The sequence below is a fragment of the Pseudorhodoferax sp. Leaf274 genome (assembly GCF_001422445.1).
Lineage (GTDB): Bacteria > Pseudomonadota > Gammaproteobacteria > Burkholderiales > Burkholderiaceae_C > Pseudorhodoferax.
In genome coordinates this window covers 1-17,019 of sequence record NZ_LMNA01000016.1, presented here as the reverse complement: position 1 = coordinate 17,019, position 17,019 = coordinate 1, and the positions used below count along the sequence as shown (strand labels likewise).

The 17,019-nt window shown below is 62.1% G+C and carries 16 protein-coding genes; 5 read left to right on the top strand and 11 right to left on the bottom strand.

From position 1 onward, the window contains the following. Positions 1-128: 128 nt before the first annotated feature. From ASF44_RS31875 to ASF44_RS16920, 9 genes are all read right to left on the bottom strand, one after another. Complete coding sequence (locus ASF44_RS31875; protein ID WP_156374549.1) at positions 129-923, bottom strand: DUF6615 family protein; 795 nt, start codon at positions 921-923, stop codon at positions 129-131. 120 nt (positions 924-1,043) lie between these two features. Next, positions 1,044-1,253 carry a KTSC domain-containing protein gene (locus ASF44_RS16955; protein ID WP_056900416.1) on the bottom strand — a complete coding sequence of 70 codons (210 nt, stop codon included), beginning with the start codon at positions 1,251-1,253 and terminating at the stop codon, positions 1,044-1,046. Between the two features lie 22 nt (positions 1,254-1,275). Next, positions 1,276-3,183: an ATP-binding protein gene (locus ASF44_RS16950; RefSeq protein WP_056900415.1), complete on the bottom strand. Its 1,908-nt coding sequence runs from the start codon at positions 3,181-3,183 to the stop codon at positions 1,276-1,278. Further along, complete coding sequence (locus ASF44_RS16945; protein WP_200930621.1) at positions 3,161-4,474, bottom strand: SIR2 family protein; 1,314 nt, start codon at positions 4,472-4,474, stop codon at positions 3,161-3,163. Before ASF44_RS16945 ends, ASF44_RS16950 begins: the two co-directional genes overlap by 23 nt. Positions 4,475-5,279: 805 nt before the next feature. Beyond that, positions 5,280-6,062, bottom strand: a complete 783-nt coding sequence (locus ASF44_RS16940) for an ABC transporter permease (protein ID WP_056900414.1) — start codon at positions 6,060-6,062, stop codon at positions 5,280-5,282. A 14-nt stretch (positions 6,063-6,076) separates the two neighbouring features. After that, positions 6,077-6,862 carry an ABC transporter ATP-binding protein gene (locus tag ASF44_RS16935; protein ID WP_056900420.1) on the bottom strand — a complete coding sequence of 262 codons (786 nt, stop codon included), beginning with the start codon at positions 6,860-6,862 and terminating at the stop codon, positions 6,077-6,079. 7 nt (positions 6,863-6,869) lie between these two features. Beyond that, positions 6,870-7,871, bottom strand: coding sequence for an ABC transporter substrate-binding protein (locus ASF44_RS16930; protein WP_235579246.1), 1,002 nt, complete (start codon positions 7,869-7,871; stop codon positions 6,870-6,872). 53 nt (positions 7,872-7,924) lie between these two features. After that, on the bottom strand, positions 7,925-9,643 hold the full coding sequence (locus ASF44_RS16925; RefSeq protein WP_056900412.1) for a hydantoinase B/oxoprolinase family protein: 1,719 nt from the start codon (positions 9,641-9,643) through the stop codon (positions 7,925-7,927). Then, positions 9,640-11,760 (bottom strand): hydantoinase/oxoprolinase family protein, encoded by a 2,121-nt coding sequence (locus tag ASF44_RS16920; protein WP_056900411.1) that lies wholly within the window; start codon positions 11,758-11,760, stop codon positions 9,640-9,642. Before ASF44_RS16920 ends, ASF44_RS16925 begins: the two co-directional genes overlap by 4 nt. 194 nt (positions 11,761-11,954) lie before the next feature. Here ASF44_RS16920 and ASF44_RS16915 point away from each other — a divergent pair, with 194 nt between their 5' ends. The 3 genes from ASF44_RS16915 (at position 11,955) to ASF44_RS32560 (ending at position 14,373) form a co-directional block, all read left to right on the top strand. Further along, positions 11,955-12,623 (top strand): TetR/AcrR family transcriptional regulator, encoded by a 669-nt coding sequence (locus tag ASF44_RS16915; RefSeq protein ID WP_056900410.1) that lies wholly within the window; start codon positions 11,955-11,957, stop codon positions 12,621-12,623. A 262-nt stretch (positions 12,624-12,885) separates the two neighbouring features. Continuing rightward, a complete protein-coding gene (locus ASF44_RS31870) occupies positions 12,886-13,161 on the top strand; it encodes a hypothetical protein (RefSeq protein WP_156374548.1) in 276 nt (91 codons plus the stop codon). Between the two features lie 453 nt (positions 13,162-13,614). Beyond that, positions 13,615-14,373 (top strand): PEPxxWA-CTERM sorting domain-containing protein, encoded by a 759-nt coding sequence (locus tag ASF44_RS32560; RefSeq protein WP_056900409.1) that lies wholly within the window; start codon positions 13,615-13,617, stop codon positions 14,371-14,373. 946 nt (positions 14,374-15,319) lie between these two features. Here ASF44_RS32560 and ASF44_RS16905 read toward each other — a convergent pair. Beyond that, positions 15,320-15,607 carry a hypothetical protein gene (locus ASF44_RS16905; protein WP_156374547.1) on the bottom strand — a complete coding sequence of 96 codons (288 nt, stop codon included), beginning with the start codon at positions 15,605-15,607 and terminating at the stop codon, positions 15,320-15,322. A gap of 255 nt (positions 15,608-15,862) precedes the next feature. Between ASF44_RS16905 and ASF44_RS31125 the strand changes: the two genes are divergently transcribed. Beyond that, a complete protein-coding gene (locus ASF44_RS31125; protein WP_082524841.1) occupies positions 15,863-16,201 on the top strand; it encodes a LysR family transcriptional regulator in 339 nt (112 codons plus the stop codon). Next, positions 16,159-16,740 carry a LysR substrate-binding domain-containing protein gene (locus tag ASF44_RS16900; RefSeq protein WP_082524840.1) on the top strand — a complete coding sequence of 194 codons (582 nt, stop codon included), beginning with the start codon at positions 16,159-16,161 and terminating at the stop codon, positions 16,738-16,740. The genes ASF44_RS31125 and ASF44_RS16900 overlap by 43 nt, the downstream gene beginning before the upstream one ends. Here ASF44_RS16900 and ASF44_RS31860 read toward each other — a convergent pair. Then, positions 16,737-16,904, bottom strand: a complete 168-nt coding sequence (locus ASF44_RS31860) for a hypothetical protein (RefSeq protein WP_156374546.1) — start codon at positions 16,902-16,904, stop codon at positions 16,737-16,739. The two genes, ASF44_RS16900 and ASF44_RS31860, sit on opposite strands and share 4 nt — an antisense overlap. Positions 16,905-17,019: the final 115 nt, after the last annotated feature.

Genomic DNA, 17,019 nt, shown 5'->3' with positions numbered 1-17,019 from the left:
GCCGATTCGGTGCAGGCCACCCTGGCCTGCGGCTGGCCCCAGGGCGTGGCGCCAGTCCTCGTCTATGGGCAGGGCTGCTCGGCGCCAGCCGAGCCGAGCCGGATGATGATCGGAAGTTGACGCAGCTGTCAGCGTTGACTAAGCCCACGCGAGCGGTCATTGCCTTTGATCACCAATACGCCTGCCAAGTCCTTTGGGACTTGGTCGGGATGTACGGGCTCGCCGCCGACGATGGCCCGAACGTAGCTCGGCGGCCGACTTCTAGGTCCCATGGCCGGCTTGGGCAGCGAATTGCTATATACGCCATCAACGTTGGACTGGCGCGGTTTGCGTGGTTTCGGCGCCTTGATGCCCAGCGAGCCCTGCAGGAACCTCCACGCCCTTGTCGGTAAGTCGCCCTGCCCAAATCCTGCACAACAAACAAGGCAATGCCAAGGAGAAGCCTTTTCCATCACTTCATCAAAGCCCTTCTTGTGGCCGGCGGCTTGAAGCGACTCAACGGCGGCGAGCGAGGCCAGAGAGCAGCCGAAGGCTTCTGCTGCGTGCCCAAATGAACCGCAGGCTGCACTCTTAATTTGGCCGTAGCTGTAGAAGCAATATAGCGGCACCATGCCGGCCTTCGCGCTCTCGCGCTTTAGGTTGGCGAGCTGGTAGGTCTTCCTCGCCTTACCGACCTTGTGGTGTAGATGCGAATACTCGTTGGGCTTGAGATTAAGGATCTTGGCTTGGATCCGGAGGCCGAGCCAACAATCTTCGACGTCATTCGTCAGCCACCATTCCCAGTCTGCGCCGTTAAAACCTTCTTCCCTCTTGTTGAAAGGATGCGTAAAGATTTCGACGGGGTGCTTGATCTTCAGGTCAAGCATAATATTGTCGGTGAATGTTTCCTCAGAGGGCTGATAATTGATGCTCTTCGCCGCCATCAGCCTCTCATACGTGTTGAATGCCGTGGAGCGAAATGTTTCGCAAAGCGTTGCCATTTTCCCTCTTTTGCTTTCAGTCTTGGTCCGAAGAGGATCATAAACAAGAGAGTTGGCGCCCTCTCATAACTTCACGTACGGATATCGAGTTTTGATGTTCGCGTGCAAATAAGTGCCCTTAGAGTCGGCGTTCATTAAGCCTTCGTAATCGGCAAGTGGAACGCCCGAGTACGAATACACACTGCCATTCTTAAACTCGACCTCAAGCACTGCGTCATCCGAGTCGTAGCCGATCGCGAAAACATTGCTTGAGCTGACTGGTGTTCTATCCATGCGTGCCCCGTAGTATGAATGCCTAGACAGGCGGATTGGTTGCAGGAATGTTGCCCCCGGCAACTGGGTCTTGTCTGCGCCAGGCGTCGACCAGTGGCTTGTAGTTCTCGTTCACTACTGGCTCCGTCCACCCGCCGCTTCTCACGCGTTTGCCATCAGCGCCCTTTGGCACAACGACGAAGGGATCATCGCTGTCTGGTCGACGTCCTTCTGGCGGTCGGTCGATGATTGCGCGGATTGGCATGTTGACAGCCTCACCCACGATTAGCGCTTCACCCGTCCGCAACACGGGCAGCATCGAGAAGAGGCCTTTGAGGTTATCGGATGCACAGGACGCTACTTGGCCGCGGTCTAAATCGTTTGTCAGGCGTAGCGCGACGATAGTGCCGCACTGGGACAGGATCGTCGAATCCACCTCCGAAGGCCGCTGGCTGACCAGCATCAGTCCAACGCCATACTTTCGCCCCTCCTTTGCTATGCGTCTGGCCGCTGTGGCTGCACGGCTCTTCGACTGTGCACTGAGGTACACGTGTGCCTCCTCCAAAACGAGAAGCAACGGACGCACGCGTCCACCTTCTTGTTTCATTCGTCCCCAGAACACCGCGTCGTAGAGGATCCGCAAGATGGCACCAACCATATCGTCAACGATGCCTGTGGGAATTCCCGACAGATCGAAAACAGAAATTGGAGCCTCAGCGCCGATCCATGAAGAAAGCAGTGCATCGAGATCCGAGGCCGTTGTTCCATCTTTTGCAGCAGCCCACTCTCCCGGCTTGAACAGAAACTGCATACGTGGATCGCGGAGCTTTGCCTCAAGAACGTCCAGATGCGCCTTCGTTTGCTCGCTGTATTGCCCCTTATAGATCTTGGTGCCACCTGCCTCGCTCGACACTGGCAAAAATCGCGGCCGAACAAGTTGATCTGCATCACCGACAGCTTTCTTTGCTGGCGCGCCGTCTTCAGCGTAAGCCCTGGTGGTCTCGTTTTGATTCTGGTTGCTGCTCGCCGTATGCGTCGCGCAGTGCAACGAGTAAAGGTCGTGCCAGAGCTGATACACCGAAAACGGGAGCGGCGTATCAACCGTCACGGCGAGATCTGCCAAGCCGTGCGTAGTGTTCGCAGGCTTCGAAGCGCGCTTTGCAAGCAAGAGCCTCTCTTGAAGCAACGCCATCGGTGTGCCGGATACAGGGCCCATCGCAATGGAGGTGAACTCTTCAGCCGTCAGCGCCCAGAAGGGAACATGCAATTCCCGTTCGCCCGTATCGGCGTTTGCTCCGACACGGAAAACTCGTGCCCGATCGCCAAACGCTTGTGCATACTCGCCGTGCAGGTCAAACATAACGACACGCGAAGACTTGAAGCGGTTTGGGTCCGAAACAGCGCCAAGAATATTCGCTACGGCATTCGATTTGCCCGAGCCCGTACTGCCGACGACTGCAGAATGGCGACTGGTCAGGCGATTGAGATCCAAGTAGGCACGGATCGACTCGGCGCTTGCGACACGCCCGACAGCCACGAAACCGTCCTCGTCGCCCGGCGCGTAGACCGTCTTCAAGTCGGACTCAGTCACAACGTGTACCGAGTCGCCGATCGAAGGGTATTGAGCGATTCCACGTTCGAACTTCGTCCCCCTCCGCCCCTGCCCAACAAGTTCAACTCGTAGCCATCGATTGCCAAACTGAGGCGCAAGCTCAGGTGGCCCGGGAGCAGCGCCCGCGCCGACTTGCGAAATCACGCCGTAGAGATCGACGTAACCGGACGGGATCCGAACAAACCCGCCAACTTGACCAACACGATAGGCCTCGCCATCTACAAAGAGCAGTCCACCTGGCGTGCTGTCCAACAGCTTCACGCTAACGCTGGCGCCGTTCACATCTTCAACAGAACCCAGTCGGGAAGGATCGGAATTAGACGGCTGGTTGAGTGACATGACCGCCCCCGCCGCAAAGTTGCTCGAGGAAGAGCCCGAAGTAGTGGAAGTCGCCAAGACGGCTGCGTGGACGCGCGTCCTCGGAATCGTTCTCCGGGACTGCGTCCTCAAGCCACGGCACATGTTCCTGGCCGCCGGTAGTGCCTGCTCGGTAGCCGCCCACGCGTGTGCCAACGACAGCCCCATCCCACGCGAGCACGGTCAAGTTGCCCTGCCGCTCCGCGTAATCAACCACTCTTGGATGATCGTTGAGGCCCGAGTACATCAATGCGAAACACTGGGCATTGCGATTGCCCCGTAGCCCATCGAGCAGCACCTCGTTTAAATGATCATCTAAAAACGAGTAACCACACACAACGAGTCTTGGTGCGTCCTTCCCATGGAAGAACGCCCGGAGTCGGTCTAGCATGGCAAGGTATGGCATCCGGCGGCTTTGATCATATTTGAGATGCGACGGGAAGATCATCACTTTACCAGCCGCCGCTTCGCGAGTCACGCGAACAACACGAGTCACTCGATTTCCGCCCACCGTGTCTTCGCTCTTCTCCCAATTAATTGAGCCATGGAGTTTCCACAGGCGCGTCCATCGCGATGGAATCGCGTCATGTTCAATCGAGGCAAGGTCAAACCATGGTTCCCGAGAACCCACGAAGCCGTCGAAATGAGGGAGTGGGTGCTGTTCCAACGCCTGTTCAAAAAGAAGATCGTAGTTGGGAGTGAAGATCTCCGCAGGCGAATTCCGGTGAACGCCGCCAATCCATGAAGCGAATCGGTTGTACGAGTTGCGGTATGTGGGCAATGGCTTGCGCATTTCTGCGGAAATCAATGCGCAAACCTTATCGTCGAGTTCTCTCATTTCCTGCTTGGTCATCCCCAAGATCTGCGCAGTACCGCGGCGGCTCGAAAGTGTTCGAAGTTCCGTCAGCACATCTTCAACCGTTGGATCTTGACTGTCTGACGGCTTGCATTCAGCACACAGCGAGTCCCAACTAGCTTTCAACTTTGAAGTGGGGCCTGCCGCACTGTCAGCAGCTTGGAGCCCTGCCGCAATCCGCTTGGTCAATTCGATGATGGCCGGGATGAGTACGACGCTCTTCCTTCCCTCGGCGTCATATACGCCGAGTGGACACCCTGCTCCAAGAAGGCAGCCAATGCGCTGCTTATCATCCTGAAGAACCTGTCTCAGGTTCCTGGCTTGCTGGGCGGCGTCGTGAACTGGAAGTAGCGATTTGACGCTTGTCGTCGCCTCTGCAGGGGCGGTCGGCGTAGCTGCGTCGGTTGCTTTGGACACGGTCACAGGAATTCGCTCTCTCTTTTCTGATTGTTTGAAGAAGCATCTGTTCGTTGTCGACGCAGATTCCGTGGCCCGACTGTATCTCTATCGTGCAGAGTGATGTAGGGGGCGTGCTCGCCAGCAAGATGTTGCTGCTCAGACTGTTGCTGGGGATACAACGAGAACCGAATCGGCTTCCGATTATGGGCTTCGGCTTTTTCGGAGGGCAGCCTCCCCCCGATAGGAATAGCGGCACGGCACTGAACTTCCGCCGTAGTGTTGCCAACGCCGAAGGTTTTGGCGGGGATGAGCTGACTGGCAGTACCACAACGAACATGTACACCACGGCCAGTCCTCAACCGACGGGAATCGCTGCACTGCCGCCGCCCACTTCGCCAGAGGACCGACAGCAAAGGGCGCAGAGCGTCAACTCATCAATGCGAGGAGCGGTCGTTCGTGAGGGTCGGGTAGCTGGTCAACTCCAACTGACCGGTTTGGGTTGCACAGCGGACCAACTCTCATGCCAAGCGTGAAGGGCGGCTTTCACAAGCGGCGGTCGGGCAGCTCTGAAATTTCTAGTTCCGCAGACAGTCTGAAGTGGTCGGTCACAACGTCGCGGCGGATGTCCGCTGATGGCCGATCTGAGTCACAGAACGACGCGCCGCCAGTGGCAGCTTTCGCTGCACTGCCGACGCCCGGTTCTTCGCGGAGGCCGGCGGCAACGGGCGCGCGGAAGACTTTCGCAAAACAAAATGGTGTGGATCTGATGATGGTTTCGCGGACAAGGTTCGCAGGAGTTGGCCTGCGAACGTGTGCAAGGCGCTCAATGCGCATGCGTCAGCCGCTGAGATGCATGCCAACCGAGCAGCCGCGCCTCGATGCCCTCGATCAACTGGAACAGCACCACGCCGAGCAGGCACAGCAGTCCGAGGGCCACGAACACCGTGGGCGTGTCGAAGCTGCCCTGCGCCACCAGGATCACATGGCCCAGGCCCGACTCGCCGGCTACGAACTCGCCCACGATGGTGCCGATCAGCGCGAAGGACACGCCAACTTTCATGCCCGCGAAAATGCTGGGCAGCGCATTTGGAAATCGGATTTTCCACAGCATGGTGGCGCGCGAGGCACGGTTGACGCGCGCCATGTCCAGCATGTCCGGATCGGTCGAGCGCAGACCCAGCACACTGTCGATCAGGATCGGGAAGATCGCGATCAGCATCGCGATCGCCACCTTGGGCAGGCTGCCCGTGCCCATCCAAATGACGAACAGCGGCGCCAGCGCCACTTTGGGAACGGCGTTCATCGCGATCAGCAACGAGTACAACGTGCGGTCCAGGAAGCGCGAGTAGACGATGCCGATGGCCGCCGCCACGCCCAGCACGATGGCCAGCGCGAAGCCGTACAGAGTGGTACGCAGCGTGCTCCAGCTTTCCTGTAGCAGGTAGGCCGGTTGTTCCAGGAACTGGTGGAAAACCTTGGTCGGCGCCGGCAACAGGAACTCGCGCACGCCGAAGCTGCGTACACCGAGTTCCCAGAGCGCCAGCAACACGGCAACCGTCAGAATCGCCTGCCAGCTGCGCTGCGTATGGGCCCATATGCTTTTCATCGTGATTCCTCGTGTCAGTAGGCGCCGAGCTGGCGGAAAGTTTCGCGGATACGGCCGACGTAGCGACCGAACTCGGGCGTCTCACGCACTTCGAGGCCGCGCGGGCGCTCTAGTTCGATCTCCAGAATGTCGGCGATGCGGCCCGGCCCGCGGGCCATCATGACCACGCGGCTGCCGAGGTAGACGGCCTCGGAAATCGAGTGCGTGATGAAAACCACGGTCTTGCCGGTCTCCATCCAGGTGCGCTGCAGTTCGGCGTTCAGCGCATCGCGTGTGAACGGGTCGAGCGCGCCGAAGGGCTCGTCCATGAGCAGCAGCTGCGGGTCCAGCAGCAGCGCGCGGCAGATCGACACGCGCTGGCGCATGCCGCCCGAAAGTTCGCGCGGGTAGCGGTCCAGGAAGTCAGTCAACCCGAACAGCGCCAGCAGTTCCTTGGCGCGCTCCACGTAGGCCTTGGGTTTGAGCCCATGGAACTCGGCCGCGGCCAGCACGTTGTGCAACACGTCGCGCCACTCCATGAGCAGGTCGCGCTGGAACACCACGCCCATGTTCTCTGGTGGCGCATTGATGGTCTGGCGACCCAGTTCGAGCCGGCCGCTGGAGATGGGCTCCAGCCCGGCCAGGCAGCGCATCAGCGTGCTCTTGCCGCAGCCGCTGGGGCCTACAACCGAGACGAACTCGCCGCGCTGCACGCGCAGGTTCACGTCCTGCAGCGCGGTGACGGGCCGGCGGCCCGTGGTGTAGACCTTGTTCAGGCCTTCGATCTCCAGCAGCGCGGTGTCCTGGGCGGCATTGGGCATCTGGCCCTCAGGCGGAAAGTAGCGCATTGGTGTAGTAGTCCGAAGGTTTGTGGCCGGCCTTGATCTGGCCAGTCTGCTCCAACGAGCGGATCGCTGCATTCCAGTCGCCGTCGGTCTGCTGGCCGAACGGCAGGCCCTTGGCAGACGGGCTCTCGAAGAACGGGCGGTAGGCCTCGATCTGGCCCTTGAGCACGTCGGCGTCCAGCCTGGCATTGGGCCGCTGCGCGATGACCGCAGCGACGGCCTCGTCCACATGGCCGTCGTAGACGTAGTGCCAGGCGCGCACCTGCACGCGCGCCAGCCGGGCCAGCGCATCCTTCTTCGCCGCCAGGTTCGTGGGGGTGGTGGCCAGCCCATAGCTCGGGAAGTTGATGCCGCTGTCGGCCAAAAGGATGGCACTGGCCTGGCGGGTCTTGCGCACCATAGGCTGGCCGAACGGCGCCTGCGACAGGAAGCCGTCCGAGTTGCCCGACACGTAGGTGGAGATCATGGCGCTTGGCGCGACCATGACCAGCTCCAGCTGGCTGCGGCTCATGCCGTTGGCCTTGAGAAAGGGGTCGATGAAGGGTGCCCAAGGGCTTGTCGTGAAGCACACCAGCTTCTTGCTGGCCAGGTCCTGCGGGCGCTTGACGCCCTGGCCGCCGTCGGTCATGACCGCCAGGTCTCCGGTGCGGGAGAAGCCGGCGATGGACACCAGGTCCAGGCCGTTCTCCTTGGCCACGGCCATGGTGCCCAGCGCCACCTGGCCGACATCGACCTGGCCCGCGGCCAGCAGCTGCAGCGTGTTGATGGTGCCGGTTCCGTCCTGCACCTCCACCTCCAGGCCCTGTTCCTTGAACCAGTTCTTTTGCTGCGCCAGGTGCATGGCGCCGTGCAAGCCCCAGGGCGAGAAGTCCATGCGGACCCTCAGCTTGGCGGGCGCCTGCGCGGCCGCGCGGTGCATGGTGAGTCCAAGAACAGGCAGGGCAACCACCGAGGCCAGGCCTCGGGTCAGGGTACGTCGTTTCATGGCATTCCTCTGGAGTGGGGTGGAGATGGGGCGAAGTGGAGGTGCAGGTGGAATCAGGGCGCCGCGCGCAGCGCTGCGGTCTTCTCGCGGTCGATCTTTCCGGTACGCGGATCGGCCACGGCGCGGTAGTGCTCGCGCACGAAAGCGGCGGACAGCTTGTGGTCCCAGACGTCCTGCTCGAGCTCCTCGAACTGGCGCGCCAGCGGATCGCCGAAGCCACCACCGCCGGGCTGGATGTGCGTGACCAGGTCGTTGCGTGCAATCTGCCGGCCCACCTTGCTGGGCAAGGCCTGAACCGAACCCGCGTGCTCGAGCAGGTTCTGTGCCGGCTGCGCGGGCAGGCCGCCCTGCAGGCCGTAGGGACGGAACTTCATGCGGTCGGCGCGCAGCTGCAGCAGCACGTCGTCCCCGAGGACGCGGTAGCTGCGCCGGATGCCCAGGCCGCCGCGGTAGCGGCCAGCGCCGCAGGTGTCGGCCGCCAGTTCATAGGCCTCCACGCGCACGGGATGCTGGGCTTCCAACGTTTCCACAGGCGTGTTCGACAGGTTCTGCGATGCATTGGTGATGGCCTCGATGCCATCGCTCTTGGGCCGGCCGCCCCAGGCGCCGCAGATCATGTCGACGATGATGTAGCCCTCTCCGCTGTCCTTCTTGCCGGACAGGCAGACCACGGTATTGCCGCCCTCGCCCGCCGCAGGCACATGGTCCGGCACCACCTGGGCCAGGGCGCCCAGCATGGCGTCGAACACGCGGTAGCCGGTCAGCGCACGTGCGGCCACCGCCGCTGGCGACACCGGATTCAGCACGGTGCCCTCGGGCACCGTGACCTCGATGCAGCGGAACACGCCCGCGTTGTTGGGCACGTCGCCCTTGAGCGCGCAGCGCACGCTGAGATAGGTGCAGGACTTGGTGTACGACAGCGTGGAGTTGATGGCCGCACGCACCTGCGGCGACGAGCCGGTGTAGTCCACGCTGACGTGGTCCTCGTGCACCGTCACGGCCACACGGATCGGGATCGGCGCGTCGGACAGGCCGTCGTCGTCGATGAAGTCCTCAAACGTGAAGGTGCCTTTGGGCCAGCGGCGAATCTCGTCGCGCGTGAGCCGCTCGGCGTAGTCCAGCAACTCGGCAAAGTAGCTGCGCGCGGCTTCGCGGCCGTAGCGGTCCAGTAGCTTGCCGAGTTCGCGTACGCCGACTGCGCACGCGGCGTACTGCGCGCGCAGGTCACCCAGCACGCGGTCGGGCACGCGCACGTTCTGCGCGATCACGCGCTCGATGGTCTCGTTGACCTGGCCAGCCTCGTACAGCTTGAGCACCGGGATGCGCAGGCCTTCCTGGTAGATCTCGGTGGAGTCGCTGGCGTTGGAGCCCGGCACCCGGCCGCCGACATCGGTGTGGTGGCAGATCACCACGCAGAAGCCTTCGATCTCGCCCTGGTAGAAGAAGGGCACGAACATGAAGATGTCCGGCAGGTGCATGCCGCCCTGGTAGGGGTCGTTGACGATCACGGCGTCGCCGGGCTGCAGGCTGTCGCCGTAGCGCTTGCGCACCTCGGCCATGGCCTCGGGGATCGCGCCCAGGTGCAGCGCGATGGTCTTGGCCTGCGCGATCATCTGGCCATGGCGGTCGCAGATCGCGGCGGAGTAGTCCATCACGTCCTTGACGATCTCCGAGCGAGCGGTGCGCAATACGGTGTAGGCCACCTCGTCGACGATGGAGTCCATCGCGTTCTTGACGACGGCAAAGGTGATGGGGTCGATGGCGCGGCTCATGCGGATGCCTCTTCGATGTCGATGATGATGTTCCCGATGCCGTCCGCGTGCGCGAAGCAGCCGGGGGGGACGACGATGGTGGTGTCGTAGGACTCGATGATCAGCGGGCCAGCCAGCCGCTGCACGCCGACGCCAGCGCGCGGCATGACGCGGGTGGTGCGCGAGGGTTCACCCGGCGCGAAGCTGACCTGGCGCTCGCCTTCCGTGCCCTGCAGCGCGCTGGTGTCGACGCGGCACTGGCCGAAGTCCAGCCGGTGCGGGCTGGTGCCATGCGCGCTGATGCGCAGGTTGACGAGTTCCAGCGGCTCGTCGCTGCTGTAGCCGAAGGTCTGCTGGTACAGCGCGTGGAAGTCCTGGGCCAGTTGGGCCAGCACGCCGTCGTCGATGGTGGCGCTGCGCAGCGGCACCGTGAGCTCTGAGCTCTGGCCCAGGTAGCGCACGTCGGCGTAGTGCGACACGCGCGCGGCCGGCCCGCTGTAGCCCTCGCCGGCCAGCACGGTGTAGCCCTGGTCCTCGAGCGCACCGAGGATGCGCGCGAGGTCCTGGTGCACACAGGCGCCGAGCGGGCGCAGCACGGCCTTGACGAAGTTGTGTTCGGCGTCGGCCGACAGCATGCCCGCCGAGCAGAACACGCCGGCCATGATGGGCGCGAGCACACGCCGGATGCCCAGGATGCGCGCGACGGCCACGGCGTGCAGCGGACCACCGCCACCAAAGGCGATCATGGACATGTCGCGTGGGTCCAGCCCACGCTCGACCGTGACGGCACGGATGGCACGCGCCATGTTCACGTTGGCGAGATGGCGGATGCCGTGGGCGGCCGCCAGCGTGTCCATTGTCAAAGGGCTGCCCACGTGCCTGTCGATCGCTTGCGCCGACAGCGCGGGATTGACGGGCAGGCTGCCGCCGGCCAGGGCCTGCGGGTTCAGATAGCCCAACGCCATGTTGGCGTCGGTGACGGTCGGGCGGTCGTTGCCCTTGCCGTAGCAGGCCGGGCCGGGCGATGCGCCGGCCGACTCGGGGCCCACGCACAAGAGGCCGCCGGCATCGATCCAGGCGATGGAGCCGCCACCGGCGCCGACCTCGGCAATGTCGATGGCCGGCACCTTGAGCACGTAGCCGCCGCCCTTGACGAAGCGGCTCGGCGCACTGATGCCGTCGCGGAACTCGTACTCGTTGGTCAGTGAGGGCTGGCCGTTGACGACGATGGCCGCCTTGGCCGTGGTGCCGCCCATATCGAAGACGATCATGTCGTCGTTGCCGCCGAGCGCGCCGATGCGAGCCGCGCCGGCCACGCCGCCGGCCGGGCCAGAGGCCACGGCGAACACCGGCTTATCGCTGGCTGCGGCGATGCCCATCATGCCGCCGTTGGAGGCCATGACCTGCAGCGAGGCCGTGACGCCCATGGCCTGCAAGTCTTCACGCAGCCGCGCAAGGTAGGTGCGCATCGCCGGCAGGATGTAGGCATTGACCACCGTGGTACTGGTGCGCTCGTACTCCTTGATCTCGGGCAGCACCTCGCACGAAACGCTGAACAAAACGCTGGGAAAGCGCTTTTGCAGCACGGCCTTGGCCTGCAGTTCGTGCGCGGGGTTGATGTAGCTGTTGATGAAGCAGATCGCGATCGCGGTGACGCCCTCGGCCACGAGTTCGCTGGTCTCCTCCACGAGTTGGTTCACGTCCAGCGCCGTCACCACGCTGCCGTCGGCCGCGATGCGCTCGCGGATGCCGCGGCGCCAGCGGCGCGTGGCCAGCGGCTGCGGCTTCTTCCACGCCAGGTCGAACATGGTCGGCGTGCGGATGCGACCGATCTCCAGCACATCGCGAAAGCCCTCGGTCGTCAGCACGCCCGTGTTGGCACCGACCTTCTGCAAGATGGTGTTGGACGCGGTGGTCGTGCCATGCACGATTTCCGTGATGTCCTCGGGCCGGATACCGGCCTGGTCGATCAGCGACTGCAGGCCCTGCACGATCGCGCGACCCAGGCTGTTTGGGGTGGTCGAGGTCTTGTTGACGAACAGGCGCCCGTCGGGCATCGCGAGCACGATGTCGGTGAACGTTCCACCGATGTCGCACCCTACGCGTGCGCCCTTGCTCTGGTTTGGTGCAGTGGCCATGTGGTTCCGCTGTGGGTTGGTTGAAAATGCGTTCGAAGTCTTTAACTAACTAACTGGCTAGTCAAATTACGTGCCAATGTACGAGCCGTTTTATGGCGCTGTCAATAGTGATTTCGGCAGGGCCGAGGTCGCAATTTCAACCACGTGCTTGGTAGACTGACCCGGCGCCAAGCGAGCTTCCGACCAACACAACCATGACCCAGACACCGGACCCCGAACGCAAGCCGAAGCCGCGCAATGCGGTGGCGACGCGGGACAAGATCCTCAAGATGGCGAGCCGCGAGTTCGCAGCGCACGGGTTCGAAGGAACCCGGATCGACGCAATCGTGGCGCGCTGCAAGATCAGCAAGAACCTCATCTACCACTACTTCGACAGCAAGGAGGCGCTGTTCATCGAAGTCATGGAACATGCCTACGGCGCCATGCGAGAACGGCAGAGCGAACTGCACCGTTCAGGAGACCCGGTGCAGGACATGCGCGATCTTGTGGAGAAAACTGTTCAGCACTTCATCGACCAGCCCGACTTCCTGCAGCTGCTGGCCAACGAGAACCTGCACAAAGCCAAACACATCCGCAAATCCAAAGTGATCTCGGAGATGTTCAACCCGCTGCGCAAGGCGTTGTCGGAGATCCTGGAGGATGGCAAGACACAAGGCGTCTTCAGACAGGACGCCGACTGGGTGGACCTGTATGTGTCCATCTCGGGAATTGGCTCGTACTTCCTGACCAACCGCTACACGCTGTCCTATGTACTGGGTGTCGATCTGGGGTCAGCCGACCGCCTGAAGGCGCGGCTGAAGCACGCATCTGACGTGGTCATGAGCTATCTCTGTGATCGCCGCCACGAGCTTGCAGCTGGTTGATGCTGCGTTGAAGCTCAACCTCGGGAGATGACTCCGCACACAAGGGCCGCGTCGGACCACTTGGTCCGCCGTGTAGCGTGACCTGCGGCGGGCTGCTCTGCGTCCGAAGCTGCCATGTGCGGCAGCGATTTGAACGACAGCAACGGGCGCGTTGCTGCCAGTGTGGGCTCGGCTGCCAGCCACAGGGCATCGATGCGGATCATCGAAGCAGCTACCGCATCCAGGCCGCGCACTCGCTGGCTGCACTGCCGGCCACGTCACCGTGACGGTCGTCGCGTCGCGCTGCCGTTCGATGCGGATGTCGGCTGCGACGGGCGAGGCCAGTGGCGGAATCAGCAAAGGCGAAAACTTGGGCGTAGGCGTCGTCCCCTGGCTGACCGTCTATGGCTCGCTCGCTGCGGTGCCCAGCACCATCTGCGCACCGACCTCGGCCTCCTTGACCCATCAACGGACAAGGTTTGCGTTAATGCCATTCGCCATGGTCACTGACGCCGACGACACGCCAGGCTGGCAGCACGCAGCCACGATTGCGCTTTGAACTCAGCGCTGTGAATTCGCCGACGACGCCGGCCTTCACTGATGGCTACAGTAGTGTCCATTTCTCTACCAAGAATTGGGTGGAGAAGAGCATCCTTTGCTTTGAACAGTAATCAAGGTGGGCCGACTGGACGCTCACTTGCCGTTAGCTGGAGATCGAGGCGTGCAGCACCTCTGGTCAACCCTGAAACCCGCTGCCACGAGGTCACCGCGGTTCGATGCCACAACTGGCTTGGAGGCGGGCCGTCGCCACACAACGGGAATGATCCGCTCGTCGCATTCCTCCTTCAAATGGTGGAAGGAAAGCGCCTTGACCGGCCTGGTGCCGCGGTTACATTTGCTTTCGACACCTCGCCTGGACATAGCGAGGCGTGGGGTTCATTCGCCGTCGCATCCTCCTGCCCATGCACTCCGACCGCGCGAGCTCATCGTCGTTTCACATTAAAGGATTTTCATGTTTTTGCGCACCTGCGCGTTGATGTTATGCGGCGTGGCCGCGGCACAGTCGGTCTATGCGCTGACCATCGACACCATCAACGTCAGCACCGTGAATGGCTACGGCGACACCCACAGTCCCACCGAATACCCCGGCTACGACCGCTTCAGCATCCTCGGCGCCGCCTATACATACTCGCTCAGCGACGGTCAAGTGCGTCCCTTTGGCGCCGGATGGATTCCCTACACCAACGGGCATTTGGCAAGCGTCGCGGTGGAAAACGGTGTCGTCCGTTATGGGTTTGACCAAGTCTCCAACTGGGCTTGGGGACAGGGAACCATTTTCTACTCGGTGGGACAAGTGTGGTGCTCCTCGTGCGGAGAGACCGGGGCCGGCCTGTGGACGGAAGGCCGATTCGTTCCTGTGTCTCCGATCGTGCTGACCGCATCCCTTGGCTCTGCAACTGCCACACTCACCGGCACCGCCCGCATCGCCATGAATAACGCGAGCGGCAACTGGGGACTGCCGGAGAACTTCCTGCCGTTTTCGTCGCCGGAAGGAAGCGTGGTGAGCTATTCGGCCACCTACACGTTAACGGATGGCTCTACGTGGGACGCCGACGTTTTCGACAGACGGTTCACTTACAACATGATCGGCGCCATCGATCTTTTGATCGTGCCCATGCCCGTCCCCGAGCCCGGAACGTGGGCGTTGATGGTGCTGGGGTTGGGCGTCATCGGAGCCAACCGTCGGCGGTCGAAGCGGGCCGAACGCTAGGCATCGTACGACCGGTGGCCTTCAAACATCTTCCGACGAGATGCGAAGCCGAGCAAGGTCTGGGCGCCGCGGCCCGGCGCTTATGCTCAAGCCTTGGCAAGAGAAGCATCTCGCATCCGGCGCGCGGATCGCAGCATCTGCGTCATCGTGCGGCGTCTGCGGAAAGATGCACCACGCCCTTGACGTGCGAGATCCGCGTCGTGGTCTGGACGGCTCTACCGAAAGGAAAGGCTAGATGTCACCGGGCACCGCAGGATGTTGCCCTTTGAACGCGTTTCTCAGCCCTCGACAAAGGCTGCTCATCCATGCGCAGGTCACGGGAGTGTCTGCGCTGACGATTTACCTTCGCAAGGGCCGTGGCCATACCGGCTGTTTCAGCCCGGTAGCAACGGGCACCCCAAGCATAGGTGGCGTGTCGCCGTCTATTAGCTCATTGAACCGCCAAATTCTCGGGCCGTTCGAGCGAAGGTTGCTGGGATGACCGCAGCGCACCCCATCCCGGTCGTTCGAGCCACACTAGCGACAGAGACTTCCGTGACCACAAACTAGCAAAGACGACCTGCTCGCCTTTGTACCTTGCAACGGAGGGAACCGCTGCACTGCTGACGTTCAGGTTGATGAGGTGTACGACAGCCGAGGGCGCATTCCAGACGCAGATCACGGCACCGAAGCACCCGTTCAAGATCTCCCGAGCTCACTGTTCTCGATCATCCGGAGGTCGTGTCTTAGGCCATCTACGTGAACGTTTTTGCGACGATCCTTAGAGAGCTTGCCCGGTCGATCGCTGGAGCACCATGGCACATCGGTCACCAATCTGCAGATGAACCGATCGCCCAACACCCAAGTTGCGAAGCCCAACCGCGCAACGCACTGCGCATCGTCAGAGTCGTGAATGGACCTCGATGGCATAGCTTACGCGCCGGCAGTGCGGTTGGCCATCTGCCGATCAATCGTTCCTGTAGTCTGGCTCGTCATTGATCTCACGCTCCTGCACCTCCACGATTTCGTCGTTCATGCCGGCGGCCAAGAGTTCGCCCGTTCCAACAAGCTGCAAGCTGCTTTGCTCGCAAAAGAATCCGGCTGGAGAGAACGTCGTCTCGAACTCCTCCCATCCCGGCGTGATCTCGTCCTGGTCCTCGGTAAGTTCCTCGAAGTCCTTCTCGCCGCCCAGGTCCGCACTGCATTGGCAAGCTGGACACTCACAACTCCAATACTGGTTGTGCGTCCCTCGCATCTTTCGAAAGAAGTCCAGAGCCAGAAACGCCCCCCCCACAACCCAACGCCGCCAGCAAAACTCCGAGACCGTCAGAAGGCAACCCCGATATGCGTAGCGCCACGCTGCTTGCCGCGGTGTAAAAATTCAGTCGGCACAACGCGAACACATCCGTTGGCCAAAAAATCGAATGCGTTCGCTGATCCGTCAGACAGCATTGGAGCACGGCACTGAGAAACACGCCGGCGCAGCCGACGAACCACAATAGCGCACTGCATGAAATCCGTTCCACCCACCCCCTTGATTGCGGCTTTTGATGCGGTGGCAAGGTTGCGCAGTTTCAACAGGGCCGCAGACGAACTCTGCCTATCCCACAGCACGATCAGCCACCGCATACGAGAGTTGGAGAAGACCGTCGGCGTATCGCTGTTCGCCCGTACCACCCGGGTTGTCACATTGACCGCTGAAGGAGCACACCTGCATCGGCAGATCAAAGGGGCGCTGCACACGCTGGAGCAAGCCTTCGGCCCGCATGCGAGCAAGCAAAGTACGGTGCGTGTCAGCGCGCTGCCATCGTTTGCCCGCTTCCGGTTGATCCTGCTTTATCCCATCTGAGCTCGGATGTCCCCATCGAGATTCACCCGACCACGGATCTGGTCGACATAGAAAAGGGTGATGCCGACGTCGCAGTCCGTTTTGCTCACCATGCGCCGAACGCCCACTTCTGCGAGAGGTTGATGGACGACGAGTGGTTTCCGGTGGCCGCTCCGGGCTATCTCGAACGAATCGGAGCCTCCGCAGGACACGAGGCCTTCAGGCAGGCATCGCTGCTTGCGCACACGCGTCAGCCCTGGCAGCCATGGCTCGAAAAGGCCGGGCTGACGACACAGGCAGCGCGTCGGACCATGACATTCTCCGACACCGGCTTCATGCTCGATGCCGCGCTCAGGCTGCAGGGCATCGCGCTTGGGCGGCGTTCACTGGTCCACGACTTGCTCCGCACCGGCGCCCTGGTCCGTGTTTCGGAGATCTCGCTTCACTGCGAACAGTCCTACTATCTCCTGGCAACCGAGCGCGCAGCCATCGCACCCCATGGCCGCACAGTGATCAGATGGATACAAGCGCTCTGCGCCGGCAGCCAGGTCCAGGCCTAGTGCAGCAGCGTGAGCACGATCCCCAGAAGCACTCCGCCGATGGCCAGCATTTTCTGAGGGATGAAGCGCTCGCGAAACAGCAAGGCGCTGAGCGCGAACACCATCACCAGGTTCGTCCTGCGCAGCACCGAGATGACCGAGATCAGAGCCCCGTCGATCTGCACTGCAGTGAGATAGATGGTGAGCGTCCAGTCATCCCATCTTGACCGGCCGCACGCAGCTCATCTGGACTGCAGCTGCGCTCCGACGTAGGCCACGCACTCCACGAGGTTGAGGCAG

Bases quoted from the DNA above. Each gene is read 5' to 3' on its own strand.
- ASF44_RS16935 (WP_056900420.1), bottom strand. From the start codon at position 6,862: ATGCCCAATGCCGCCCAGGACACCGCGCTGCTGGAGATCGAAGGCCTG.
- ASF44_RS16915 (WP_056900410.1), top strand. From the start codon at position 11,955: ATGACCCAGACACCGGACCCCGAACGCAAGCCGAAGCCGCGCAATGCG.
- ASF44_RS16905 (WP_156374547.1), bottom strand. From the start codon at position 15,607: ATGCGAGGGACGCACAACCAGTATTGGAGTTGTGAGTGTCCAGCTTGC.
- ASF44_RS16950 (WP_056900415.1), bottom strand. From the start codon at position 3,183: ATGTCACTCAACCAGCCGTCTAATTCCGATCCTTCCCGACTGGGTTCT.
- ASF44_RS16925 (WP_056900412.1), bottom strand. From the start codon at position 9,643: ATGAGCCGCGCCATCGACCCCATCACCTTTGCCGTCGTCAAGAACGCG.
- ASF44_RS31125 (WP_082524841.1), top strand. From the start codon at position 15,863: ATGAAATCCGTTCCACCCACCCCCTTGATTGCGGCTTTTGATGCGGTG.
- ASF44_RS32560 (WP_056900409.1), top strand. From the start codon at position 13,615: ATGTTTTTGCGCACCTGCGCGTTGATGTTATGCGGCGTGGCCGCGGCA.
- ASF44_RS16940 (WP_056900414.1), bottom strand. From the start codon at position 6,062: ATGAAAAGCATATGGGCCCATACGCAGCGCAGCTGGCAGGCGATTCTG.
- ASF44_RS31875 (WP_156374549.1), bottom strand. From the start codon at position 923: ATGGCGGCGAAGAGCATCAATTATCAGCCCTCTGAGGAAACATTCACC.
- ASF44_RS16955 (WP_056900416.1), bottom strand. From the start codon at position 1,253: ATGGATAGAACACCAGTCAGCTCAAGCAATGTTTTCGCGATCGGCTAC.
- ASF44_RS16930 (WP_235579246.1), bottom strand. From the start codon at position 7,871: ATGAAACGACGTACCCTGACCCGAGGCCTGGCCTCGGTGGTTGCCCTG.
- ASF44_RS16920 (WP_056900411.1), bottom strand. From the start codon at position 11,760: ATGGCCACTGCACCAAACCAGAGCAAGGGCGCACGCGTAGGGTGCGAC.